Consider the following 25,942-nt stretch of genomic DNA (forward strand, 5'->3'; position numbering starts at 1 on the left):
TCATGGCCGGATTTTCCGATCTCAAGGCGGTGTTCATCAACACCACGCTCAAAAGCACGGCACAAGGCGAAAGCCACACCGAACGGCTGATGCGCAACGCCATGGCGATCATGGAGACCAATGGCGTGCAGGTCGACTATTTGCGCGCCGCGGATCATCACATCGCCTTCGGCGTACAGCCCGACATGCGCGAACATGGCGCCGACAGGGATGACTGGCCGGAGATCTTCTGGCCCAAGGTTCGTGATGCCGACATCCTGGTGATCGGCACGCCGTTGTGGCTGGGCGAGGAATCCTCGCTGTGCCGGGTGATCATCGAGCGGCTCTATGCCCATTCCGGCCAGCGCAACGACCGCGGCCAGTACATATTCTACGGCAAGGTCGGCGGATGCATCGTCACAGGCAACGAGGACGGCGTCAAACACGCCTCGATGACCTGCCTTTATGCCATGCAGCATGTCGGCTACACGATTCCGCCGCAGGCCGATTGCGGCTGGATCGGCGAAGTCGGACCGGGTAAATCCTATGGCGATGACGGTGCCGGATACGACAATGATTTCACCAAGCGCAACACCACTTTCATGAGCTGGAACCTGATGCATCTGGCACGGATGCTCAAGGACGCGGGCGGCATTCCCAATCATGGCAACGATGTCGGAGCCTGGAACGATGGCGCACGTTTTGACCACCCCGAGATCGGAAAATCCTGAATGACCACTCGCATCGACACACGTTTTGAGAGACTCAAGGCCGAGGGACGACCGGCGCTGGTGACCTATTTCATGGGCGGCGACCCGGATTACGACACCTCGCTGAAAATCATGCAGGCGCTGCCAGGCGCCGGTTCCGACGTGATCGAACTCGGCATGCCGTTTTCCGATCCGATGGCCGATGGCCCGGCGATCCAGATGGCAGGGCAGCGGGCGCTGAAAGGCGGTCAAAGCCTCAAGAAGACGCTGGCGCTGGCGTCTGATTTCCGCAAGGGCGACAACGAAACGCCGATCGTGCTGATGGGCTACTACAACCCGATCTACATCTACGGTGTCGAGCGCTTTCTGGTCGACGCCAAGGAAGCCGGGATCGACGGACTTATCGTCGTTGACCTGCCGCCGGAAATGGATGAGGAACTGTGCCTGCCGGCGCTGAAGGCGGGCATCAACTTCATCCGGCTGGCGACGCCCACCACAGACGACAAGCGGCTGCCGCGGGTGCTGAGCAACACGTCAGGTTTTGTCTATTACGTATCGATGACCGGCATCACCGGCTCGGCGATTGCCGACACTTCGAAGGTCAACCAGGCCGTCGACCGGATCAAGAGCCATACCAGCCTGCCCGTGTGTGTCGGCTTCGGGGTGAAAACCGCCGAACAGGCGCGCGCCATCGGCCAGTCGGCAGATGGCGTCGTGGTCGGCACCGCGATCGTCAACCAGATCGCCAACACGCTTGACGCCAAGGGTGCAGCGACCTCCGACACGGTCGAGAGCGTTGCCACCATGGTGCGCGGGCTTGCCACCGGCGTGCGCGCCGCACGCCTTGCACCAACGCAATAACAACCCCACATTGGGTGACGAACCGGAGATAACGCGTTGAACTGGATTACCAACTACGTCAGGCCCAAGATCAATTCGATTCTGGGTCGCCGCGAGGTGCCCGAGAATCTCTGGATCAAGTGTCCCGAGACCGGCGAAATGGTGTTCCACAATGACCTGGAAGAAAACCATTTCGTGATTCCCGCCTCGGGCTATCACATGAAGATGTCGGCCGAAGCCCGGCTCAAGCACATGTTCGACGAGGGCAAGTACGAGCTGCTGCCGTCGCCGAAAGTGCCGCAGGATCCGCTCAAGTTCCGCGATTCGAAAAAGTACATCGACCGGCTGCGCGACAGCCGGACCAAGACTGGTCTCGAAGACTCTGTCGTCGCCGCACACGGCACGGTCGAGGGTGTCGAGATCGTTGCCTGCGTGCATGATTTCGCCTTCATGGGCGGCTCGCTCGGCATTGCTGCCGGTGAAGCCATCATCCAGGCCTTCGAAGCAGCAATCGCGCGGCACTGTCCGCTGGTGATGTTTCCCGCATCCGGCGGAGCCCGCATGCAGGAAGGCATCCTGTCGCTGATGCAATTGCCGCGCACCACGGTGGCCGTCGAAATGCTCAAGGAAGCGGGTCTGCCCTACATCGTGGTGCTGACCAATCCGACCACCGGTGGCGTGTCAGCATCCTATGCGATGCTTGGTGATGTGCATCTGGCCGAGCCCGGTGCGGAAATCTGCTTTGCCGGCAAACGGGTGATCGAACAGACCATCCGCGAGAAGCTGCCCGAAGGCTTCCAGACATCGGAATATCTGCTCGACCACGGCATGATCGACATGGTGGTGCATCGTCACGACATCCCGGCCACCGTTGCCCGGTTGCTGCGGATTTTCCTCAAGATGGATGCCCCGGCACCGGCCGCACTGCCAGCGCCGGCAGACGAACCTGCTCCGGCCGAGGCCGCCGAATAGGGCTTTCGCGCCAACAGCACACAGGCCGATGACGTCGGCGAGAGGAGCGGTCGTGTCGGCTGCCGAGCAGGAAATCAACGCGCTCATGGCGCTGCACCCGAAGGGCTTCGACCTGTCGCTCGGGCGGATTACACGGCTGCTCGAGCGGTTGGGTAACCCGCATGAAAAGCTGCCGCCGGTGATCCATATCGCCGGAACCAACGGCAAGGGATCGACCAGCGCGTTCTGCCGAGCGATCCTCGAGGCGCAGGGGCTTACGGTCCACGTCCACACATCGCCGCACCTGGTCAACTGGCACGAGCGCTTCCGCCTTGGTGCGGAGGGCGGCGGGCAGCTGGTCGGCGACGAGATGCTGGCCGACGCGGTGCGGCGGGTGGCCGAGGCCAACCAGGGCGAGATGATCACCGTCTTCGAGATCCTGACCGCTGTCATGTTCGTGCTGTTTTCAGAGCATCCGGCCGATGCCGCGCTGATCGAGGTCGGACTTGGCGGCCGGTTTGACGCGACGAACGTGATTGCCCATCCGGCAGTCTCGGTGATCATGTCGATCTCGCTCGATCACCAGGCCTATCTCGGCGACAGGGTGGAACTGATCGCGGCGGAGAAGGCCGGCATCATCAAGCCCGGGTCGCCGGTTGTGATCGGCGCACAGACCGAAGACGCGGCGCGCGAGGTGCTGACCGAAACCGCCGAACGGCTCAGATGCCCCTTCAGCGTTTACGGCCAGGATTTCTTCGCCGTGCAGGAAAACGGGCGGCTGGCTTACCAGGATGACGAGGAACTGCTCGACCTGCCGTTGCCAAGGCTCACGGGCCGGCATCAGCAGGCCAATGCGGCTGCGGCCATTCGGGCGCTGAAAGCTGCCGGGTTCCGTTTGAGCGAAAACGCCATTGCCGATGGCCTGGTCAATGTCTCCTGGCCCGGACGGCTGGAACGGCTGAGCCATGGCCGGCTTGTCGAGGGCGCCATGGACGGTGTGGAGTTCTGGATCGATGGCGGGCACAATCCCGGCGCGGGACTTGTGATCGCCGAGGCCATGGCCAATCTCAATGACCGTGAATCGCGGCCGTTGTTCCTGATCACCGGGATGATCAACACCAAGGATCCGATCGGCTATTTCGAAGCCTTTGCCGGCATGGCCCGGCATGTGTTTACCGTGCCGGTGCCCGGGTCCGACGCCGGCCTGGACGCGGAATTCCTCGCCGATACCGCCGGCGAGGCGGGACTGACCGCCGAGCCTGCCAAAGATGTCGAAAGCGCGATTGCCGCCATCTGCAGCAGCTGGGACGGGCTCGAACGGCCACCGCGGATCCTGATCGGCGGTTCGCTCTACCTTCTCGGTGACGTTCTCAGGGACAACGGCACGCCGCCGGTCTAGACTTCCTTCGATCCGGTTAGCGCATCAAAAAACCCGCCCGGTTTCCCGGACGGGTTGGATATTGCTGCGAAACCGGGTTCAGGCGATGGCGCCGGAAATCCAGCTCGAAAGCGCAGTCTTGGGCGAAGCGCCAACCTTGATGTCGGCCACGGCACCGCCCTTGAACATCGCCAGCGTCGGGATCGAGCGGACACCGAACTGCGAAGCGAGTTCCGGGTTCTCGTCGATGTTGAGCTTGACGACCTTGACGCTGCCTTCCATCTCGTTGGAAATTTCCTCGAGGCTCGGTGCGATCATCTTGCACGGTCCGCACCATTCGGCCCAGAAATCGACGACGACAGGCACGGTTGAATCGAGCACTTCGCTCTGAAAATTGGCGCTGTCTACTTTAACGGTTGCCATGATTGGGCACTCCTTTGGTGGATGACTCAGATGGCCCCAATGTGATGATTCGCCCATGAGTATTCAAGGCATTTCGGCGAGCTTCACCGAGCTGTGATGTTCTTGGGCCGATTACCGGTCGAGACCGGCCATGGCCTGATCCAGCACCGGACCGGGAATCTCGACGAGAAACGGGCCGGAAACATAGACCAGCGCAGCGTCGATTCGCCGCCCCGGGTAGAGTGGTGTCAGCAGCGCGCGATAGATGGCGAGCTGGGAAACATGACCTGACGGCGGTTCTTCTCCGGGAGCCGGGGCAAGCCCTGTCTTGTAATCGATGATCAGAACCCGGTCGTTATCCAGCGCGATGCGGTCGATCCGGCCAGAAACGGCACGATCCTCGCCCTTGATCCGCAAGGTGCCCATGACGGAAACCTCCGCCTCGCCGGGTGCATCGAACACCGGCGCAAAACGCGGATCCTGCAGCACCGCGAGCACCTGGCGCTCGATGGTTTGCGCAGTGGCGGCCTGTGCTTCGGGCAGCGCCCGCGCCAGGTAGCGCGAAAGCACGGTCTGGCGCTCGGCCTGCGGGACAGCCGGCAGCACCTGAAGCAGGCGATGGATCATGCTGCCGCGTTCAAGCGCCGCCGCCGATCCGCTCTGACTGTCGGCAAAGGGTGAGCGCGACGTCACATCTGCACTGTCCTCGAGCACGGCGCTGACGCCGGATGGCGCCAATGGCCGGGGCAGACGCGCGGGCGGTGGCAAGGGCTCGGTCGGGATGACGAGAGCGCTTGCGGACGGTGCTGCCGCGGCCTCGGTTTCGGGGATGACATCGGCCGTAGTCGGTTCGGAGCGGATGCGGCGGAAGCGGCGAACCTCGAAAGGCTCGCCACCGGCATCATGCACGCCATCGGAGACGGTGTAGCCGGTCTCGCTGACAGCGCGCTCCAGGCCGGCGGACGCCATTGAATGCCAGGTCGGAGTCTTTGCTTCCCTGAGGCCGCGGTATCCACAGATGACCAGCCGGTCCGCCGCGCGTGTCAGCCCGACATAGAGAAGCCGGCGATATTCTTCTTCGGCCTGCTCGCGCATTTTCTCACGCACCGGCGTGGTGGCCTCGTTCTCGTAGGTCTTGTCGGGCAGCCAGACCGGGATCGACGGTGCATCGGCGGCGCCGGACGCGGGCGGCAGCAGCCAGAGCCGGGGCTGATGGCTGTGCTGGAAGGCTTCGCCGCCTGAATCGACCAGAAACACGATCGGGGCTTCCAGTCCCTTGGCGGCATGCACGGTCATGATCCGCACCGCGCCCGACTGGCCTTCCATTTCACGCTTGATCTCCGGCGTATCGGTTTCAAGCATGGCAAGGAACGACTGCATTCCGGGCAGGCCCGCCTGCTCATGATCGAGCGTCAGGCCGAGGAACTCGTCGAGCACATCGCCGACTTCATGGCCAAGGCGAGCGAGATAGGCCTTGCGGCCACCATCGGGACCGAGCAAAGCCGCATAGAAATCATGCGGAGACTGATGCGCGGACCGCGCACTCCAGCGCTTGAGCCTTTCAACCACGTCGGCAAAGCGCGGCTCTGCTCCCGCCAGCTCCTGCAAACGACGCCAGACAGACACTCCGGCCGCCCGGCCGGCGGTGACGGCAAACAGGTCTTCCTCGCTCAAATCCAGCAACGGGCTCTTGAACAGTGCGGCCAGCGAGAGATCATCGTCGCCAAGAAGCACAAAGCGGCCAAGCGCCATCAGGTCCTGAACCGCGATATGATCCGTCAGGCGCAAGCGGTCGGCGCCTGCCACCGGAATGTCCGTCGTGGCCTTGAGCGTGCGCAGCAGCGTCGGCACGAAGCCGTCGCGCTTCCTGACCAGCACCAGAATGTCGCCCGGCGCCACCGGCCGCATCTGTTTCGACTTCTGATCCTCGATCACCTCGCGGCCAACCCATTGGCTGAGCACATCAGCGATGCGGTGGGCCAACTGGGCCGCGGGGGCGGTTTCGAGCACCTCGTCGAAAGCGGCCGTCCAGTCTTCGTCATCTCCGGTCTGCTCGCGGGCGATCATCGGCCAGACCTCGACCAGCCCCGGTGCCTGCATCCGGGCCGTTTCGTGGATCACCGGCTCATCGGCAGAGCCCATTCCGCGCAACGCATCGGCGTCGGCAAAAACATGGTCGACGAGTTTGAGCACCTCGGTGGAAGAGCGGAAGGACACCCTCAGCGAGACCTGCTCGAATTCCGCATCCGCCGCACGCGCAATCCTGGCAATCCGGGCGCGTTCTTCGGCGAAGCGTTCGGGCCGGGCGCCCTGGAACGAGTAGATCGACTGTTTCTCGTCGCCGACGGCAAAAAGCGTCCGGGTGGCAGGCCGGGCTCCTTCGCCGGCAAAGAACTCGTCGGACAAGGCGCCGATGACGTTCCATTGCAGCGGTGCCGTGTCCTGGGCCTCGTCGACAAGCACATGGTCGATACCCTGGTCGAGCTTGTAGTGAACCCAGGCGCTGGCGCCGCTTTTCGACAGCAGGGCCTCGGTCGCACCGATCAGATCATCATAATCAAGCAGGGCCTGCCGGGTTTTCAGCCGCTCGAACTCGCCAAGATAGCGCCGCGCCAGGCGGAAGGCGGTCAGCGAGGCCGCCAGCATTTTCAGCCGCGCCAGGCGATCGAAGATCGCGACCACCTGGGCCTGAGCCTCGGCAACGCGTTCCGCAAGATCGGGAAACCGTTCCTGGATCGTTTTCGAGGCCGCACTGCCAAGCTTGGCGGGCGATCCGGACTTGGTGAAGAACACCTGCCTGAGAAGATCCAGCCGTTGTTCTGCTCCGGGCTCCGATCCGACAGCGAGCAGTCCATAGGCCAGATTGTAGGCCTTGGCCGACGACTTGGCCGAACCGGCAAATTCGAAAAGGCCGCGGATATAATCGACCGGCAAGGCATCGAGCGGCCATGCGGTCTGGATCAGCGAGGCCTCGGTTTCTTCCGGCAACACGCCCAGGGCCGCCCTGATCATCGCCTCGGCGCCGCCCTGCGTCCGGGCCTTTGCGTCAAAGGCAAGGTATTCACGGCGGCGGGCATAGAGGCCATCGAGCAGCTTGTCGAAACCGGCCTCGCCGCCGATGTCGAGCGCCGAGGTGACGGCGGAGGCCAGTTCAGGGTCACTCTCGAAAGTCCGGGCCGACATCAGATGGCGGCGCGCTTCGCCGAGCAATTCGGCAGCTTTCTGGTCGTCAAGCACGCTGAAATGGCCGGGAATGTTGGCCTCGAGCGGAAACCGGTGCAGCACGGCTTCACAGAAGGCATGAATGGTCTGGATCTTGAGGCCGCCGGGGGTTTCCAGCGCCGTGGCAAACAGCCTGCGCGCACGCACCAGCTGATGCGGCTCCGCCTCGCGCCCCTCGAGCTCGGCTATCCTTTCGGCCAGCCCGGCATCGTCAAGCCGGACCCACTCACCGAGGGTCTTGAAAATCCGGTTGGACATCTCCGCCGAGGCGGCCTTGGTGTAGGTCAGGCAGAGAATCGCCGAAGGCCGCGCACCGCGCAGCAGAAGCCGGATGACCCGGCGGGCCAGAACATGGGTCTTGCCGGATCCGGCATTGGCCGACACCCAGGCCGACAGCGTCGGTGTCGCCGCAAGGTTCTGGCGCATGGTGGTGTCGGAAATGATGGACATGCCGCTGTCGTCAGTCATCGCCATCACCTCCATCGCCATCCACCGCGGTCTGCCATTCGGCAACCCGGGCCAGGTGGTCATATTCGCCGCCGAAATCCCGAGCACTGCGCGGGATGGCGCGGGACAGGAAACCGCGCTTGCCGGAGCGGAGCAGACCGACAAGCCGGCAGAATTCATCAACCGCCTTTGCCGCCAGATCCGCCGGGCTCAGAAACTCGTCGCGGCCGGGTTTTTCCGGGTCGGTGTCGACGCGCTCGGCAAAGGGATCCCGTCCGGTCAGCCGCAGATAGAACAGCCCCGATACCGGCATTTTTCCGATATCGGCAAAGCCGCCATTGATCAGCGCGTGGGCCTCGAGCGCCAGCTGCGGATCGAGCAGGATCCGCGCCTCCTTGCGCGACGGTGTGCCGCCGGTCTTGTAGTCGATGATCCAGGCGGTTCCGTCACGGCGCAGATCGAGCCGGTCGGCCATTCCGGTCAGCCTGAGCCCGGGGAGCGGCAGATCAAGGCTGGCGCGGGTTTCGACCAGCGAGCGGACCAGGTCATTGGCCGTCTCGGCCTCCCAGTCGGCGATGGCCCCGGCGGCCTTGTCAAAACGCATCCGCCAGACCAGCGCGGTCGCGTCGGGCAATCCTGCGCCGGCGAAATGCTCCGCTGCAATCCGCCGGAGTGTTTCGAGCGACCGGTCGCCGGGACTGGCCGTGGAGACAAACTCCTCGAGAATCTCATGGTAAAGCGTGCCGCGCTCCCGCGGACCGGGATCGGCGAGAAACGGCTCCAGAGGATCAAGTCCAAGAATGCGCCGGGCATAGATCGTGTAGGGATCGCGGCGCAGCTTGCCGACTTCGGAAAAGGAGTAGGATTTTGGCTGCAGATCTTCCGGCGGGCGCGGCTCCGGGCGGGAAGAGGCCGGGCTGGACGGCCCCTGGTCCAGCGTACGGGCATGCGCCAGCAGCGCCTCGCCACGAGACCTGAGCTGGGCGGCCGGTTCCGGACCGATAACGGCGAGAAGCCGCTGCAGCCAGCGCGATGCAACGGTCGGCGCCTTTCCCGAGCGGAAGGAGCGCGACAGCACCACCTCCGGTGCGCCCATCGCCATCTGAAAATCGTGTGCCGCCTGGCCGATCCGGCGTTCGGGCGGCTCCAGACCGATTGCGGCCTTCATCGAGCGCGACAGGAACGGATCTTCCTGACCGGCCTGCGGCCAGACACCTTCGTTCAATCCACCCATCAGCAAGGTGTCGACATGCTGAAGACGCGCCTCGAGCGCGCCCCAGATAAAGGCGCGGGGATGGCCACCGGCGCGCGGCTTGACCATTCGCCCGGAGATCAGCGCATCGAGCGCACCGATCCACTCATGGCCGGTCATGGTCAGCATCGAGCCGCTGTCACGGGTTTCAAGCAGAACGGCGGCGAGATCGGCGCCGGCTTCATCACCCCAGAGCGCATCCAGCGCACCGGTGTCATCGATGCAGATCCGCTCCAGCGCCTCAGCAGTCAGGGCTGCGAATTTGCCGATCGGGATCTCGTTGGTGACGCCGGCGCCGGCGCGTTCGACCAGAAGCGAGGTGAGCGGCGACAGCGCATCGGAAGCGCGAGCGGCGAAGTCGCGGGCCTGATCCGCTTCATCATCGCCGATGCGTTTCAACCATTGCGCCGCATGGCGATCTTGCCGGCCCGCGTCGCGCGCACTGACGAGGGCTTCGAGCTCGTCAATGTCGGCCGAGCCGCTGCCGCCGCGCAATGCGATCCGCTCGACAAAACCGGCGCGGGTTTTCGCCTCACGGCGGGAGAGGCCAAAGCGGGCCAGCGGGTGCTTGATGAGGGCTGCAATCGCCACCGGATCGCCCGGAGTGAAGGCCACATGCACCGCCAGCCGTGCCAGTCCGCCCTGCAGGCTCGACGTCAGGGGAGACCCGCCCGAATCATTGGCTTCGATCCCGTAACGGGCCAGTTCCGTCACCACGCGGCGGGCCAGGTTGCGGTCGGGAGTGACAAGCGCCGCTGTCGGCTCGGGGACACCGGGGCGCGGTTCAAGCGCACGGCGCATGGCGGATGCCAGGGCGGATGCTTCCTCGCGCTCGTTGGCGGCCTCGACCAGGCTGACATGCTCAAACCCCGGACCAATCGAGCCGGGATCGGGCAGAAAGCCTGCCTCGCCCCAGGCTTCCGTGGCGACGGCCGGCAGCAAGGCATGCGACACCATCGTGCGGCGAACTTCCAGTTCGGGCGTAAGCCGGCCCAGCTCCGGGATGCTCTCGATCCCGCCGGTCTCGACGCCGCAGCTGTTGAGCAGGGTGAGAAGACCGTATTGCGGATGGCTGCGAATGGCGACATCAACCAGGATACGGCCATCATCGGATTGCCGGGTCAGGGCCGCCTCGGTCAACGCCTGCCAGTGCGACGGCCGCATGGCATGATCGAGGCCGGGCAGCACCACGGCTCCATGGGGCAAATGCGCGACGGTGGCGATCAGCCGTGCCGTCGATGGCCGGGTACCGGTCGACCCGGCAACGATGACCGGCCGATCGGCCGGGGATTCGGCGAGGCTGCGGGTGAAGACATCCAGCATCGCATTGTGATGGCGGGCCGGGCTGGAACGGTGGATTTCATTGAGAAGCGCGGGCCAGAACTCGCGGGCGATCTTGAGAAACTCGGCTGTCAGCTGCCACCATTGCTGCAGATCCGCGGACGCGACGTTATCGAGACCGGCAAAATCGCACTCCTCGGTCTCCACCGCCTGGATCAGGTCCGACAGGGCGCGGCCAAGCCAGATGGCATCCGCCGGATTGGCGGGTGCAACCAGCGGCACGCCGCCGAGATGATCCCTGACCGTCTGCGGCAGCGCCTGTTTCCAGGCCAGCACCAGGTCCGCCAGCCGCAGGGTGGCGGCAATCGGCGGGATCGGCGGATCCAGCGCCAGTGTTTCGGGGTCGGCGGAATCCAGGAAACCGGCATCGTCATCGGTTTCACCGAGGGGGCGAATCGACGGCAGGATGGCCGAGCCCTTGCCGATGAGATCGGTGAGTTCGGACCGAAGCACCCTTGCGGCACGCCGTGTTGGCACAAACACCGTGGCGCCGGCCAGGGACAGCGGATTCTCGGGGTCATAGGCGAGGCCGGGGACCAGTCCGCCACCTATGATCTGGCCGGCAAGCGTGGCAAGGAAATCCACACCGGGCGGAATGGTTGCAATACGGGCGGACGGCCGGGTCACTGGAGCGCTTCGCCGAGATAGGCGGACCGGGCCGCTTCGGCCTCGCCGATTGCCTCGGGCGTGCCGACGGTCAGCCAATGCCCCCGCATCGCCGTGCCGAACAGGCGGCCCTGGCTTATTGCCGCGTCGAAACAGCGGTTGAGGGAAAAGCGCTTCTCGGAGATACCCTTGAAAATGCGCGGATGAAGCACAATCGCGCCGGCATAGATAACCGGATCACCGGCTCCCTTGTAGCGATGCAGGCGGCCGTCTTCGGCGATGGTGAAATCACCGGCGCCGGTATGGCCCGTTGCCTGGTCGAGCCGGGCGGTCATCAGCAGGATATCCATTGATTCGGGGTCGAAACGATCCATCATCCGGGCAAGATTATCCGGTGTGGCTCCGGGTTCTTCAAGCCAGAACGTATCGGCGTTGAGAACCAGGAACGGCTCGTTCCCGAGCATCGGCAGGGCATTGACGATGCCGCCGCCCGAATCGAGGAGTTCCGTGGTTTCATCGGATATGCGGATGTCGGCACCGGGCCATGCCGAAAGCCAGTCGACCAGAAGCGGCGCGAGATAATGCACGTTGACGACAATATTGCTGACACCGGCCCGGCCGAGCGCCTCCAGCCCGTAGGCGATCAGCGGCTTCCCCGCCACTTCGACCAGAGGTTTGGGCAGTGTCTCGGTGATCGGACGCATGCGGGTGCCAAGCCCCGCGGCCAGGATCATGGCGGTCTTGATGGTCATCGCTCGGGCAATTCCGGTTTATGATTCGCTCTGCCCGATACCAGCCTTTGCGAACCAGTTACGCAAGGGTTGGAGCGCCGGATGAGCCAGGGAAGCCGCAATATAGGCCTCCATTCGCGGCAAATGCCGCAAATATCCGGGTTTTCCATCCCGCTGCTTGAGACGGACGAAGATGCCGAGGATTTTTGCGGCGCGCTGGGCAGCCATGATCGCATAGGCTTCGCGGAACCCGGCCTCGTCAAAACCCGGACCCGCCGCATGCCGGGCGGCGATGTAACGCTCCAGCAGCCGACCGGCGAGGACCGGATCGACGGTCACCCGCGCATCCTGGCACAACGAGGCCACGTCATAGGCAGCCGGGCCGATCATCGCGTCCTGAAAATCGATGATGCCGAGCCGGTCAAACCCGGTCTTCCCGGCCCGCCAGATCAGGTTGGGCGAGTGATAGTCGCGCAGGACCAGCGCTTTCTCGGCATTTTCGAGTCGCCCGAACAGCTCACGCCAGAGCACGAGATATTGCAGGCGTTCCTGCTCGGGAACCGCCGCACCGCGCCGCCATGGAAGATACCAGTCAGTGAGCAGCTCGACTTCGATCTGCATGGCGCGGGGATCGTAAGCCGGCACATGATGGACCGTATTGCCGACGGGAAGCGGGCCTGGAAGCTCCTTGCCGTGCAACCCGGCGAGACAATCGATCGCCAGGCCATAGCGTTCCGGATCGGGGTTTCCGTCGGTGTCGAGGACGCCTTCCGTGCCGAGGTTTTCGATCAGCAGAAATCCCTGATCGAGATCCTCGGCAAGAATTTCCGGTGCTGCGAAACCCTGCGCGCGCAGCCAGCGGGCGATCGCGACGAAGGGAACCACGTCTTCGGCCAGATGGGCGATCTGCGAATAGGGCAGACCGTCGCGCACCGGCGGGCCATCGGGTTGCCGCGGCGCGTTCATCAAAATGACCGGATCCTGCCCCTGCGGCCTGATGGTCTCGTAGGTGCGTGACGACGCATCGCCCTGCAGATGACGGCGGACCACCGGGCAGTCGAGATTTGCCGCGAGAAAGGCGCGGGCGGCGCGGGAGCGTTCCAGCCTGGCAACAAAGGGTTCCGGTGCCGAAATTGTCACGGTGCGACTGTCACCGATGCCGTCAAACCGCATCATGACCTTGTCATCAGGCAGCAGTTCGAGCGCCTTTTCCGGCCATTCGACCAAGGCCGCGCCTTCGGCCAGTGCATCATCGAGGCCGAGTTCATCAAGCTCTTCGGGCGATCCGATGCGGTAGAGATCCAGATGCGCGACCGGCAGCCGCAACTGGTAGCTCTGCACCAAGGTGAAGGTAGGGCTTGGGGCTTCGAGGTCCGGATCGTCGGCAATCGCGCGGATCAGCGCCCGGGCGAATGTCGATTTTCCGGCGCCAAGGTCGCCCGACAGGCACAGGCAATCGCCCTGCTTGAGAGCAAGCGAGACGTCTTCGGCAAACAAGGCTGTTGCTTCAGGGTTTTCCAGTTCCACGCGGAGGGGCGCAGGTGCCATCAAGGCTTACTCGGCCGCGTCGCGGGCAAGCGGACGGCTGGAGGGGAAGCGGCAGACAATGGTCGCGCCGCCTTCTTCGCCGCCCTCGATGGAGACCGTGCCGTTGTGCAGGCCGACAAAGCTCTGGACGATGGACAGGCCGAGACCGGCACCACGGCGGCGTCCGGACTGACCGTTGGTCTCGAAACGGGCAAAGACATCCTTGCGCGCGTCTTCGGGGATACCGGGACCGGAATCGGTCACCGAGAAACAGATTGCCTCGTCGTCCTGGCGGCAGCTCAAACGCACCACGGAACCATCGGGCGCGAAATTCGCCGCATTCATCAAAAGCTTGAACAGGATCTGCTTGAGCCGCTGGTGATCGCCGATCATCTCGGCCGGAGCTCCGGCGGTGTCGATGTCGAGCGACAGATCGTTTTCCTTGAGACGGTCGGCGATCTGCTCGCCTGCCTCGGCAAAAAGGGCCGGAATATTCACCACGCCGGTGTCGAGGCGCATGATACCGGCATCGACGGTGGCAAGATCAAGGATGTCGTTGACGATGGTCAGCAAGACGGAAGACGATGTGGCGATGTGATCGAGATATTCGGACTGGCGCTCGTTGAGCTCGCCAATTCCGGGGGTCTGCAGCAGTTCGGTGAAGCCGATGATGTTGGTCAGCGGCGAGCGCAGCTCATAGGAGACGTGCTGGACGAAATCATTCTTCAGCGCGTCGGCCTTGCGCAGCGCCTCGTTCTTTTCGGTCAGCATGCGTTCGGCGCCGACACTGTCGGTGACATTGACGAACGCAATCATGGTCTGGCCATTGGGCAGCGGCACGATGGCATAGTCGAGAATGAGCCCGGTGATCAGTTCGATGCGGCCTTCATGGGTGCGCCGCTCTTCCTCGAAACCGGTGATCGCGCCGGCAAACAGTTTCCAGCCGTCCGGATCGCGATAGGACGGCTCGCAGGCTTCGGCGATCTGGCGGATATGGGTGCCCGGCTTGACCTGCTGTTCGGTCAGGCCCCAGAGCGCACGGAAGGATGGATTGGACAGGCGGATCTTGCCGTCGGGTCCGAAAACGCCGACGCCTTCGGCCAGATGGTCGATGGTTTCGCCCTGCGCCTGGAGAAGCGTGTTGTAGCGGGTTTCCAGATCGAACTTCTCGGTGAGGTTCTCGAACACCCAGGTGACTCCGCCCTGCGGATGGGCATTAGCGAAGACATTGAGGGTCTGGCCATCGGGAAGATGCCACAGATGCGGCGTTGTCTCGACCGAGCGGTAGACCGAGAGCATCTGCTCCTTCCAGTCGCGCCAGGCATGCGGTTCGGGCAGTTTTCCGTCCGCACGGAGCCGTTCGAGAAATTCGCCATTGTCGGGACGGCGGGAGAGAAACGGCGTGTCGAGTTCCCACAAACGCTGAAATGCCTGGTTGTGGAACTGCAGCCGCTGATCGCGGTCGAAAATCGCCACCGGCGTGGCCAGGTGATCAAGCGTTTCGGCGTGGCTCTGGATGGTGCGCTTGAGTTCCTGGCGCAGATCCTCCTCGACCGACACATCCAGTGCCAGTCCGGCATTGCCCGCAGACGTCTTGGCGTCGGCAACCTCGAAGAAGCGGCGATGACCGCGAATGACAGTCGAAACCTTGTCAAGGAACGGCCTCTCGGGCGTCGCGGTGGCGCGAACCCGTTCGCGCGTCGCGGTTCCGAGCAATTCCAGCCCGCGCTGCAGCGTGTCATGCCGGTCCTCGCCCTCGACCGCTTCCACATAGGCATTGTTGACCCAGACGAGCTTCGCGTCCGGTCCGCGCAGCCACACCGGCATGTCGATGATGTCGAGCAGGGCCTGGAAGGTGTCGAGCGATGTGAGCAGACGGTCGCGTTCGGTCTTGAGTTCGGCAAGTTCGGCGCGAACATTCGACAGGGTGACGAAGCGGACAAAGGCCCGGCCGCCGGAGACCCTGCCCTGCGCTTCGATGACGTGGCCGCGAACGGTTTCAATGATCATGTCAAAGCGTTCGGCATGGGAGCGCAGCCGGTCGATCGATTCATCGAGCCCCGCGGCCGATCTCGGCTCAAGCCAGCGGCCAAAAGCGAGGAATTCGGCCGGTTTCTGCGGCGCACCGGTTTCCGGGGCCAGCTGGCCAAGCACTTCGGCGGGCAGTCCGACGCCATCCCAGACAACAATCTGCCGGTCACGATCGACTATGAGCGCCTCGTGGCGCGAGATTTTGGCATTGGCGTCGGCAAGGGCGGCGCGCAGGCCGACATTTTCGAGGTCGATCTTGCCGCGTTCGCGAATAAGCCAGATGGCCGAGATCATGGCCGCCGAAATGGCGCCGATGACCATGGCGAAATTGACAACTTCCAGCGAGGATACGGCAGCAGCACCGCCAGAGGCCGTGTTGCTGGTGGCCTGCGCCAGAACGGGGAGTGCGGATGCGAACATGCCGCCGCTGAGCAGCGCTGTTCCGGTCAAGATCTTGCGCCGGAAACGGCTCAGGTCCCTGATCACAGTTTGCTTGAGTCCAAGTCGCCCCTTGCGCCCAAGTGAATCTGTCTTCACCGGCATGTCCCAGTCCCCTCGTGGTCTGTCTGACAAGACATCGCCAATCCGTTGGCCGATTCGTTTCCAGCGCCGCCACAACGTGAAAACGAATCATCGGCTAAAAACATACCTGTTTCGCGAATCACGGTGAAGGGGACGACGCGCAAAAAGAAACCGCGCCCTTTTTGTCAAGGACGCGGTTTCAATATCTTGTGGGTATCGATTAGAAAATCAGTACCTGTAGTGTTCCGGCTTGAACGGGCCTTCGACGGTCACGCCAATATAATCGGCCTGTTCCTTCTTCAGCTGGGTCAGCTTGGCGCCAATCTTGTCCAAATGCAGACGCGCGACCTTCTCATCGAGATGCTTGGGCAGGACATAGACCTCGTTCTTGTACTGGTCGCCCTTGGTCCAGATTTCCATCTGCGCCAGCACCTGGTTGGTGAAGGAGGCCGACATGACGAAGCTCGGGTGGCCGGTTGCGTTGCCGAGGTTGAGCAGGCGGCCCTGGCTCAGAAGGATCATGCGGTTGCCCGAAGGCATTTCAATCATGTCCACCTGGTCCTTGATGTTGGTCCACTTGTGGTTCTTCAGCGCGGCGACCTGAATTTCATTGTCGAAATGGCCAATATTGCCGACGATGGCCATGTCCTTCATCTCGCGCATATGCTCGAGCCGGATCACGTCCTTGTTGCCGGTCGTGGTGATGAAGATGTCGGCCGACTTGACCACATCCTCAAGCAGGACCACTTCGAAACCGTCCATTGCCGCCTGCAGCGCGCAGATCGGATCAACTTCGGTGACCTTGACGCGGGCGCCGGCGCCGCGCAGCGAAGCCGCCGAGCCCTTGCCGACATCGCCATAACCGCAGACGACAGCGACCTTGCCGGCCATCATCGTGTCGGTGGCGCGGCGGATGCCGTCGACCAGGCTTTCCTTGCAGCCGTACTTGTTGTCGAATTTCGACTTGGTGACCGAGTCGTTGACGTTGAAGGCCGGGAACGGCAGCAGGCCCTTCTTCTGCAGGTCATAAAGACGATGCACGCCGGTGGTGGTTTCTTCCGAAACACCCTTGATGGCTTCGCGGGTCTTGGTGAACCAGCCCGGGCTTTCCTTCATGCGCTTCTTGATCTGGGCAAAGATGGCTTCTTCCTCTTCCGAGGTTGCCACTTCGATCAGATTGGTCTCGCCGGCTTCAACGCGGGCACCGAGGAGCACGTAGAGCGTGGCGTCACCACCATCATCGAGGATCAGGTTGGGGCCTTCGGGGAACATGAACGAGCGATCGAGGTAGTCCCAGTGTTCGACAAGGCTCTGGCCCTTGACTGCAAACACCGGCACGCCGCTCTTGGCGATGGCCGCTGCGGCATGGTCCTGGGTCGAGAAGATGTTGCACGACGCCCAGCGCACATCGGCGCCCAGTGCTGTCAGGGTCTCGATGAGAACCGCCGTCTGAATGGTCATGTGCAGTGAACCGACAATCCGGGCGCCCTTCAGGGGCTGCTGCGATCCGTATTCCTCACGGAGCGCCATCAGGCCCGGCATTTCGGTTTCGGCGATATCAAGCTCCTTGCGGCCGAAATCAGCCAGCTCGATGTTGGCGACGACATAATCCTGGTTCGCGGTCATATGATTTTCCAAAGTTCTGGGATCCAGCCGGGACAGGCTGGATTGCATGGGCGGTGCCATAGCAGGAAACACCCAAGCTGGCAATACGATATAAAGATGTCTTTATGTCGGAATGTTCAGGCTTCTTCGCCGAAGCGGTCGGCAATCAGCGCCTCAAGCGCGTCCAGCACCTCTGTGGCCTGGCGGCCCTCCGCTTCGACATCAATCGAGCAACCGGTGCTCGCAGCCAGCATCATCAGCCCCATGATCGAGGTGCCGCCGACGGTCGAGCCTTCGCGGGTGACCCGCACGACGGCATCAAACCCCTCGGCGGTCTGGACAAAGCGGGCCGATGCGCGGGCATGCAGGCCGCGTTTGTTGATGATCTTGAAGGATCTCGACAGAACGGGGGAAGCAGACGTCATTTGCCGGTCAGCAGGCGACTTGCAACATTGATGTATTTGCGTCCGGCATCCTGCGCGTCGGCGAGGGCCTTCTGCATGTCGTTGGAACCGCGGACACCCGCGAGCTTGATCAGCATCGGCAGGTTGACGCCGGCAATGACCTCGATGCGCCCGGAATCCATCACCGATATCGACAGGTTCGAGGGGGTTCCGCCAAACATGTCTGTCAGAATGATGACGCCGTGACCGCTTTCCACACGCGAAACCGCTCCGACGATATCCAGCCGGCGCTGGTCCATATCGTCTTCCGGCCCGATACAGACGGTTTCAAGAGCGGTTTGCGGTCCGACAACATGCTCCAGCGCATGCCTGAACTCCTCCGCGAGCTTGCCATGGGTGACAAGCACCAATCCGATCATTTTGCCTCCAGCAGCATGCGGCCAGCGTGATATTTCACCAAGCCATGCCAATTGCTTCGCAGCCGCGAACAGTTCGAAATTTCATCTTGGACAGAAGCAGGCGAAGTTCAAGCCAAAAAACGTCACCGACGCGGCAAAATTCCCTGCGATTGTCTTCAACCGCGGAAAAACAGCTCCGGGCACACGGCCCGCAGACGCGAGAGCGGGTGTGCTGCGCCATCGTGCCACAGACGCATAAGAGGCATTGATGCGCCATCACACGAAAAGGTTTCAGAATCGGCAGGAATCCGGGATGCCGCGGAAGGCTCGGTGAGGGCCACCGCGCAATGCATCACCGCCCGGTCAATCTGCCGAAACGGGATGATGCCGGTGCCGCGCAATTCGATCAGCCCGCGGATCGGATCCGGACAGGATGCGATGCAGCGGCCGGCATGAACCGTCAGGATGGTCCGGTCATCGGCGACCAGCGCCGCGTTCCAGCCCAGCGCCATCGCTTCGCAAAGACAGGCAAAGGCCGTGCTGCTCTTTCCCGAACCCGAAGGCCCGAGAAACAGGATCCCGGTCTGGCCGATGACAATCGACGTTGCATGCAGGCTATCACCCGCGCTCACGGAACTGCCGGTCATTTGGTTTCGGCCGGCAATTCGATGATGAACCGGGCGCCGGCCCATTTGCCGGCCTCTTTACCGGGAATGTTCTCGGCCATGATCGTACCGCCATGCGCCTCGATAATCTGGCGGCTGATCGAGAGGCCGAGGCCTGAATTCTGGCCGAAATCCTCGCCATCCGGCCGGTCTGTGTAGAACCGCTCGAACACCCGCTCGATCACTTCGGCACGAATTCCCGGGCCATTGTCCTCGATGACGACCTGAACCATGCCGCGGCGGCGGCCAAGGTGGATGGTGATGCGGCCACCGGTTTCGGGCACAAACGAGCGGGCGTTCTCGATCAGGTTGGTGACAACCTGGCCCAGCCTGAGATCATGGCCGAGCACAATGAACGGGGACTTGCCGGCGCTGCGTTTGTCGACTTTCAGCTCGATGACAACGTCCTTGCCGCTGGCCCGGGTTTGCCGGGCTATATCGACGAGCTCGGTCAGCAGTTTCTGCATGTCGACCGCAACGCCGTCCTGGCGCGCGAGTTCGGCATCGAGCCGTGAGGCGTCGGAAATGTCGCTGATCAGGCGGTCCATGCGGCGGACATCGTGCTGGATCACATCCATCAGCCGCTTGCGGGAATGCTCGTCGCGCGCCAGCGGCAGGGTTTCCACCGCGCTGCGCAGCGAGGTGAGCGGGTTCTTGAGCTCGTGGCTGACATCGGCGGCAAAACTCTCGATGGCGGCAATCCGGTCATAAAGCGCGTTGGTCATGCCGCGCAGCGCCACCGACAAATTGCCGATCTCGTCCTGGCGGTCTGAAAAATCCGGAATTTCCTCGCGCGCCCTGGCGCCGCGCCGGACGCGGACGGCAGCCGCCGACAGCCTTCTCAGCGGTGTGGCAATGGTGCTTGCAAGCAGCAGCGACAAGACGATGTTGACCATAGCGGCGACGCCGAACACGCGGAAGATAGCCATGCGCTCGGCATGGACGATCTTGTCGATGTCACCGGCCTGGGTGGAGAGCAGCAAAACCCCGAGGACCGCGCGGAAGCGCTGGACCGGCACCGCCACCGAGACAATCAGCTCGCCCTTTTCGGTAACCCTGACCACGGCGCCGCGCCCACCGGTCAGCGCGTTCATCACTTCCGGATAGATCGATCCGTCAGCGCCCGGCGGCTCGCGGTAAAGCGGCAGGTCGCGGCGCTGGAAGAAGCGGTTGAACCAGCTTGTCACGGTTTCCTTCAGGCTGAAGGGCGGGGATTCGGCCGGCGGCAGGTCATACCGCAGCACCTGGCCGCTGGTGTAGAGATAGCGCGAATCGAGGATCAGGCTCGCATCATCATCATAGATGCGGGCGCGGGTGCGGGTTGGCGAGATCAGCCGGCGCAACACAGGTGCGACGCGCTCCGGATTGATCGGGAAATCGAGGTTCTCGTTGGAATTGCTCGGCGATATGCTCTGCCCGGCCTGCAGCTCGAGCAGCTTTTCCGGATCGATGGTGATCGAGTTGGTGTCGACCGAAGCCGAGGCGGCGACCGCGCCGGCAATGATCTCGCCCTGGGTGAGCAGGCTTTCCACCCGGGCATCGATCAGGCCTTCGCGGAACTGGTTGAGATAGAGGATCCCCGACACCAGAACGACCAGTGCCGCCAGGTTGAGGAACAGAATGCGGCGCGTCAGGCTCGAGAAGATGAGATTTCCGAACATCCGGCGGACCAGCTTGACCGGGTGAGCCCAGCTTGCCAGCGTCCGCACGTCGGAAGGCGCTGCCTCCCTGCCGTCCGCATTGTCCTCGGTTTCAATTGCCATTTGCGTTATCTGCTACATCCCACGGCCAGTGCGGGAACAGGGCGATCTCACGCCGCTTCCCTGAACCGGTACCCGACCCCGTAGAGGGTTTCGATCATGTCGAAATCATCATCGACCATTTTGAACTTCTTGCGCAGACGTTTGATGTGGCTGTCAATGGTGCGGTCGTCGACATAGACCTGCTCGTCATAGGCTGCATCCATCAGCGCGTCGCGGCTCTTGACCACGCCGGGCCGCTGGGCCAGCGACTGCAGGATCAGGAATTCGGTGACCGTCAGCGTGACGGGCTCGTTTTTCCAGGTGCAGGTATGGCGTTCCTGATCCATGACCAGGTTTCCGCGCTCCAGCGACTTGGTCGGCGCGGCATCGGTCCGGCCAGGTGCGGCCGCGGCTGCTTCCCGGTTTGCCGCCCGGCGCAGAACGGCCTTGACCCGCTCGACCAGGAGCCGCTGGGAGAACGGCTTGGTGATGAAATCGTCTGCCCCCATCTTGAGACCGAAGAGTTCGTCGATCTCTTCGTCCTTGGAGGTGAGAAAGATCACCGGAATATCGGATTTCTGGCGCAGGCGGCGCAGAAGCTCCATCCCGTCCATGCGGGGCATCTTGATATCGAAAATGGCAAGCTGCGGAGGACGGGCCAGCAATCCGTCCAGAGCGGATGCGCCATCGGTGTAGGTCTCAACACGATACCCTTCTGCTTCGAGTGCGATCGAAACCGAGGTAAGGATGTTGCGGTCGTCGTCGACGAGCGCGATTGTCTGCATGTCTGTCGTCTCCATCATGGTCTTGCACACCTCCGGGAAGTGCCCCCGCTTATCCGGATAAGCCGCTGAAAAGCGTCATTTCCGGATCCCGCCGTCACGTCCATGAGGATAAAGTGAGAACAAAATGTGGCACAGTTCCAAACGGGAGTCATTCCCTGATTGCGCAGCAGGTAAACCATCGGCTCCATTTGAACCGATTTAAACAAGTGCAAATTTTTTTAAATCGATTAATACCCTGATTTCATTAATCAATCCTAGGATTGCTTGTTGTTTTTTAAAACTCCTCTCCCTATGGTCCGGCCAAATTTGAACCTGTCCTGCGCCAGAACGAAAAGGAATCCGACATGAGTAAGGATTTGGGAGTGCGTAATCCGTCAGCTGGAATCGACCTGTGCGGTCTGAACACCACTGGCCTGGTGCGATACAACACGAAAGAGGCCGAGCTGGTTGAGCTCGCCGTGCTGCGGGGCGAAGCAACCCTGACAGCGCACGGCGCGCTTCGGGCGCTGACAGGCCAGCACACCGGCCGGTCGGCCAAGGACAAGTTCGTGGTCCGCGACGCCACCACCGACAGCCAGATCTGGTGGGACAACAACAAGCCGATGACACCGGAGGCGTTCGACACGCTGCATGCCGACATGGCAGCGCACGCCAGGGACCGGGACCTGTTCGTCCAGGATCTGGTCGGTGGCGCGGACGAGGACAACGCACTCAATTCCCGCGTCATTACCGAATATGCATGGCATGCGCTGTTCATCCGCAACCTGCTGATCCGCCCCGACCGCTCGGAGCTGACAAGTTTCATGCCTGAGCTGACGATCATCAATCTGCCGTCCTTCCGCGCCGACCCGGCGCGCCATGGCTGCCGTTCGGAAACCGTGATCGCGGTTGACCTGGTGCGCGGGCTGGTCCTGATCGGCGGCACCTCCTATGCCGGCGAGATGAAGAAATCGGTCTTCACGGCGCTCAACTACCTGCTTCCGGCCAAGGGCGTGATGCCGATGCATTGCTCCGCCAATGTCGGCCCCGATGGCGACACCGCGGTGTTCTTCGGTCTTTCGGGCACCGGCAAGACCACGCTTTCGGCCGATCCGAAGCGCACACTGATCGGCGATGACGAGCATGGCTGGGGCGAACACGGCGTGTTCAATTTCGAGGGCGGCTGCTACGCCAAGACCATCCGTCTGTCGCGCGAAGCGGAGCCGGAAATCTTCGGCACCACCGAACGGTTCGGCACGGTTCTCGAAAACGTGGTGCTGGATGAGCACCGCGTTCCCGATTTTGATGACGGATCGCTGACCGAAAACACCCGCTGCGCCTACCCGCTGCATTACATCCCGAATGCCAGCGACACCGGGCGTTCAGAGCATCCGCACAACATCATCATGCTGACCGCCGACGCCTTTGGCGTGATGCCCCCAATCGCCAAGCTGACGCCGGAACAGGCGATGTATCACTTCCTGTCGGGCTACACCGCAAAGGTGGCCGGTACCGAAAAGGGCGTCACGGAACCCGAAGCGACGTTCTCGACCTGCTTCGGCGCACCGTTCATGCCGCGTCATCCTTCGGAATATGGCGATTTGCTGCGCCGGCTGATCAATGACCACAAGGTCAATTGCTGGCTGGTCAACACCGGCTGGACCGGTGGCGCCTATGGCGAAGGCCAGCGCATGCCTATCAAGGCAACCCGGGCGCTGCTGAGCGGTGCACTGGACGGTTCCCTGGACAGTGCAGAGTTCCGCATCGATCCCAATTTCGGTTTTGCCGTGCCGGTGGCCGTTGATGGCGTGGACAGTGCCATCCTCGATCCGCGCTCGACCTGGGCCGACAAGGACGCCTACGACGCATCCGCCAGCCGTCTGGTCAGCATGTTCATCGAGAATTTCGCCAAGTTCGAAGCTCATGTCGATGGTTCGGTGCTTGATGCGGCGCCGGGCTTCAAGGCTGCCGCGGAATAAACACCCCAATACACCATGCGATCTTTGGCAGGCCCCGTTGACCCAACGGGGCCTGTCGCGCATTTTCCGCTGGTCCAACCCCGCAAGGAGCATCCCGCCATGACCAGAACCGTCGAAACCGTTGCACATTCGATTGCCCGGAAGACGGATGCCGAGATGCGGGCTGAAGCGCAGCGGTTCTTCGAGTTGATGCAATCGCGCCGGACGGTTCGGGATTTTTCCGCTGATCCGGTCGATCCTGAAATCATCCGGCTTGCGGTCCGGGCTGCCGCGACGGCCCCGTCGGGCGCCAATCAACAGCCATGGGCCTTCGTCGCCATCGGCGATCCGGAGACCAAACGTGCGATCCGGATCGCCGCGGAAGAGGAAGAGCGGGCCTTTTACCAGGGCCGGGCGGGCGAGGAATGGCTGGGCGCGCTGGCTCATCTCGGCACGGATTCGGACAAGCCGTTCCTGGAAACCGCGCCCTGGCTGATTGCCATCTTTGCGCAGCGCTGGGGTGTCGACGCCGATGGCCGCAAGGTGAAGCACTACTACGTGCCCGAATCGGTCTCGATCGCCATCGGCCTGCTGATCGCCAGCCTGCATTCGGCAGGCCTTGCCACGCTGACCCACACGCCTTCGCCGATGGGATTTCTGAACCAGATCTGCGGCCGGCCGGACAACGAGAAACCGCTGGTGCTGCTGGTGGTCGGGCATCCGGCTGAAGGCGCACGGGTTCCGGCGATCAGCCGCAAGGATGAAGATGAAGTGCTGTTCTGGAAAACGTCGCCATGAGCACGGACCCTCTCCATGCAGCCCGCGACATCGTCATCGCCGGCTGGGAGCTCAGCGAGAGTTTCATCCGCGCCTCCGGACCGGGCGGGCAGAACGTCAACAAGGTGGCAACCGCGGTCCAATTGCGTTTTGACATCCGCAACTCGCCGTCGCTCCCCGAGCGGGTCAAGAAAAACGCGCTGCGGCTTGGCGGCAGCCGGGTGTCGAAGGACGGCGTCATTATCATCGAAGCCAACCGGTTCCGGACCCAGGAGCGCAATCGCGCTGATGCACGTGACCGGCTGGTCGAGTTGATCAACCAGGCTTCCGAGCCACCGCCGCCGCCGCGGCGCAAGACAAGACCTACCAGAGGCTCGGTAGAGCGCCGCCTGGCAGCCAAAACCGGCCGCGGCGTGATCAAGAAAGCGCGCGGCAAGGTGCGCGACGAATAGATTAGCAAAAGCTTTCGGTTGGCAGATGCACGCCGGAATGGTTATGTTGCGCTACATTCAATCTTGGAGACGAAGACACATGGGCATTTTTGATTTCATCAAATCAGCTGGCAAGAAGCTCGGTATTGGCGGCGATGATGACGCACCTGATGCCGATGCAGTCAAGAAGGAGCTGGATTCGCACGGTCTGGGCACCGACAAGGTCGATGTGAAGGTCGACGGCGACAAGATCGTTCTCTCGGGCGTGGTCGAAGACCAGTCGATCTTCGAGAAGGCCATCGTCGCGGTGGGCAATACGCTGGGCATTTCCAAGGTCGAGGCATCCGAGCTGAAAGTGGTCATTCCGGACTCCGGCCTGTCGCTCGCAAGCGCCGACATGACCGAACTGGTCAAGGCCTCCACCCCGGCAAACGAACCGAAGTTCCATACCGTGCAGAAGGGCGACAATCTCTGGAAAGTTGCCGAAGCTGCCTATGGCAAGGGCAAGGGTTCCAAATACACGGTGATCTTCGAAGCCAACAAGCCGATGCTGTCGGATCCCGACAAGATCTATCCCGGCCAGGTGTTGCGCATTCCCGAGATCGAAACCGCCTGAACCGGCGCTAGAAAACAGAAGGCCGGAGATGTTTGTTCTGCCCAAAGGGGTACGCCACATCCCCGGCCATCTCGATCGTCCGGCACAGCAGGCCTTGCTCGACGATATCCGGGAAGTGGTGCGCCAGGCACCGCTTTACCGCCCGGAAATGCCGCGAAGCGGCAAGCCCTTCAGCGTCCGGATGACCAATTGCGGCGACCTGGGGTGGGTCGCCGACAAGACCGGCTACCGCTACCAGGACCGGCATCCGGTCACCGGCCTGCCGTGGCCGGCAATCCCCGCCAGCCTGATCACACTTTGGGAAGATCTGACCGGACATGCGGACTTGCCGCAGGCCTGCCTCGTCAATTTCTACGATTCCGGCGCCCGCATGGGGCTGCACCAGGACCGCGATGAAGACGATTTCTCCGCGCCGGTGCTGTCCGTGTCGCTCGGAGATGCCTGCCTGTTCCGGATCGGCGGCACCGAACGCGGGCAACCAACCAGGTCCTTCCGGCTGGAAAGCGGTGATGTTGTCATCCTGGGGGGTGAAAGCCGGCTGGCTTTCCATGGCGTGGACCGGATCTACCCGACCACCTCGACCCTGCTCAAGGACGGTGGCCGCATCAACCTGACGCTGAGGCGGGTAAACCGGAGCTGAGGA

General features: G+C 62.7%; 21 protein-coding genes. 9 read left to right on the forward strand and 12 right to left on the reverse strand.

Annotated features, from left to right (window positions below):
- The first annotated feature begins 2 nt into the window (after positions 1–2).
- The 4 genes from WNY80_RS10555 to WNY80_RS10570 are packed head-to-tail and all read left to right on the forward strand — an operon-like array spanning position 3 to position 3,879.
- Positions 3–710 (forward strand): flavodoxin family protein, encoded by a 708-nt coding sequence (locus WNY80_RS10555; protein WP_342887323.1) that lies wholly within the window; start codon positions 3–5, stop codon positions 708–710.
- A complete protein-coding gene (gene trpA, locus WNY80_RS10560; protein ID WP_342887324.1) occupies positions 711–1,550 on the forward strand; it encodes a tryptophan synthase subunit alpha in 840 nt (279 codons plus the stop codon).
- A gap of 36 nt (positions 1,551–1,586) precedes the next feature.
- Complete coding sequence (gene accD, locus WNY80_RS10565; RefSeq protein ID WP_342887325.1) at positions 1,587–2,501, forward strand: acetyl-CoA carboxylase, carboxyltransferase subunit beta; 915 nt, start codon at positions 1,587–1,589, stop codon at positions 2,499–2,501.
- 28 nt (positions 2,502–2,529) lie between these two features.
- A complete protein-coding gene (locus WNY80_RS10570; protein WP_342887326.1) occupies positions 2,530–3,879 on the forward strand; it encodes a folylpolyglutamate synthase/dihydrofolate synthase family protein in 1,350 nt (449 codons plus the stop codon).
- A 78-nt stretch (positions 3,880–3,957) separates the two neighbouring features.
- Here the strand turns inward: WNY80_RS10570 and trxA are convergent, their stop codons facing one another.
- From trxA to WNY80_RS10630, 12 genes are all read right to left on the reverse strand, one after another.
- Positions 3,958–4,281: a thioredoxin gene (gene trxA, locus WNY80_RS10575; protein WP_342867294.1), complete on the reverse strand. Its 324-nt coding sequence runs from the start codon at positions 4,279–4,281 to the stop codon at positions 3,958–3,960.
- 111 nt (positions 4,282–4,392) lie between these two features.
- The gene (gene addA / locus WNY80_RS10580; protein ID WP_342887327.1) at positions 4,393–7,950 is read right to left on the reverse strand and encodes a double-strand break repair helicase AddA; all 3,558 of its coding nucleotides are present in this window, start codon (positions 7,948–7,950) and stop codon (positions 4,393–4,395) included.
- A complete protein-coding gene (gene addB, locus WNY80_RS10585; RefSeq protein WP_342887328.1) occupies positions 7,943–11,149 on the reverse strand; it encodes a double-strand break repair protein AddB in 3,207 nt (1,068 codons plus the stop codon). Before addB ends, addA begins: the two co-directional genes overlap by 8 nt.
- Positions 11,146–11,880 carry a nucleotidyltransferase family protein gene (locus tag WNY80_RS10590; RefSeq protein WP_342887329.1) on the reverse strand — a complete coding sequence of 245 codons (735 nt, stop codon included), beginning with the start codon at positions 11,878–11,880 and terminating at the stop codon, positions 11,146–11,148. Before WNY80_RS10590 ends, addB begins: the two co-directional genes overlap by 4 nt.
- An 18-nt stretch (positions 11,881–11,898) precedes the next feature.
- Complete coding sequence (tsaE, locus tag WNY80_RS10595) at positions 11,899–13,407, reverse strand: tRNA (adenosine(37)-N6)-threonylcarbamoyltransferase complex ATPase subunit type 1 TsaE (RefSeq protein WP_342887330.1); 1,509 nt, start codon at positions 13,405–13,407, stop codon at positions 11,899–11,901.
- Positions 13,408–13,413: 6 nt separating this feature from the next.
- A complete protein-coding gene (locus WNY80_RS10600) occupies positions 13,414–15,960 on the reverse strand; it encodes an ATP-binding protein (RefSeq protein ID WP_342887331.1) in 2,547 nt (848 codons plus the stop codon).
- A 207-nt stretch (positions 15,961–16,167) separates the two neighbouring features.
- The gene (gene ahcY / locus WNY80_RS10605) at positions 16,168–17,565 is read right to left on the reverse strand and encodes an adenosylhomocysteinase (RefSeq protein WP_342887332.1); all 1,398 of its coding nucleotides are present in this window, start codon (positions 17,563–17,565) and stop codon (positions 16,168–16,170) included.
- Positions 17,566–17,681: 116 nt separating this feature from the next.
- Positions 17,682–17,969: an HPr family phosphocarrier protein gene (locus tag WNY80_RS10610; protein ID WP_342887333.1), complete on the reverse strand. Its 288-nt coding sequence runs from the start codon at positions 17,967–17,969 to the stop codon at positions 17,682–17,684.
- Entirely contained in the window at positions 17,966–18,367 is a 402-nt protein-coding gene (locus tag WNY80_RS10615; RefSeq protein ID WP_342887334.1) for a PTS sugar transporter subunit IIA, read from the reverse strand. Before WNY80_RS10615 ends, WNY80_RS10610 begins: the two co-directional genes overlap by 4 nt.
- Before the next feature lie 155 nt (positions 18,368–18,522).
- On the reverse strand, positions 18,523–18,993 hold the full coding sequence (locus tag WNY80_RS10620) for an HPr kinase/phosphatase C-terminal domain-containing protein (RefSeq protein WP_342887335.1): 471 nt from the start codon (positions 18,991–18,993) through the stop codon (positions 18,523–18,525).
- Positions 18,990–20,774, reverse strand: coding sequence for a sensor histidine kinase (locus WNY80_RS10625; RefSeq protein WP_342887336.1), 1,785 nt, complete (start codon positions 20,772–20,774; stop codon positions 18,990–18,992). The genes WNY80_RS10620 and WNY80_RS10625 overlap by 4 nt, the downstream gene beginning before the upstream one ends.
- A gap of 47 nt (positions 20,775–20,821) precedes the next feature.
- Positions 20,822–21,538, reverse strand: coding sequence for a response regulator transcription factor (locus WNY80_RS10630; RefSeq protein WP_342887491.1), 717 nt, complete (start codon positions 21,536–21,538; stop codon positions 20,822–20,824).
- Between the two features lie 344 nt (positions 21,539–21,882).
- On the opposite strand from WNY80_RS10630, the gene WNY80_RS10635 reads away from it, so the two are divergent.
- From WNY80_RS10635 to WNY80_RS10655, 5 genes are all read left to right on the forward strand, one after another.
- Entirely contained in the window at positions 21,883–23,496 is a 1,614-nt protein-coding gene (locus WNY80_RS10635) for a phosphoenolpyruvate carboxykinase (protein WP_342887337.1), read from the forward strand.
- 99 nt (positions 23,497–23,595) lie between these two features.
- Positions 23,596–24,273 (forward strand): nitroreductase family protein, encoded by a 678-nt coding sequence (locus WNY80_RS10640; protein WP_342887338.1) that lies wholly within the window; start codon positions 23,596–23,598, stop codon positions 24,271–24,273.
- Positions 24,270–24,704 (forward strand): alternative ribosome rescue aminoacyl-tRNA hydrolase ArfB, encoded by a 435-nt coding sequence (gene arfB / locus WNY80_RS10645; RefSeq protein ID WP_342887339.1) that lies wholly within the window; start codon positions 24,270–24,272, stop codon positions 24,702–24,704. Before WNY80_RS10640 ends, arfB begins: the two co-directional genes overlap by 4 nt.
- A gap of 79 nt (positions 24,705–24,783) precedes the next feature.
- Positions 24,784–25,299, forward strand: a complete 516-nt coding sequence (gene lysM, locus WNY80_RS10650; protein WP_342887340.1) for a peptidoglycan-binding protein LysM — start codon at positions 24,784–24,786, stop codon at positions 25,297–25,299.
- 28 nt (positions 25,300–25,327) lie between these two features.
- Positions 25,328–25,939, forward strand: coding sequence for an alpha-ketoglutarate-dependent dioxygenase AlkB (locus WNY80_RS10655; RefSeq protein WP_342887341.1), 612 nt, complete (start codon positions 25,328–25,330; stop codon positions 25,937–25,939).
- The last annotated feature ends 3 nt before the right edge of the window (positions 25,940–25,942 follow it).

This window comes from Hoeflea sp. AS16, from assembly GCF_038900095.1.
Taxonomy (GTDB): Bacteria; Pseudomonadota; Alphaproteobacteria; order Rhizobiales; family Rhizobiaceae; genus Hoeflea.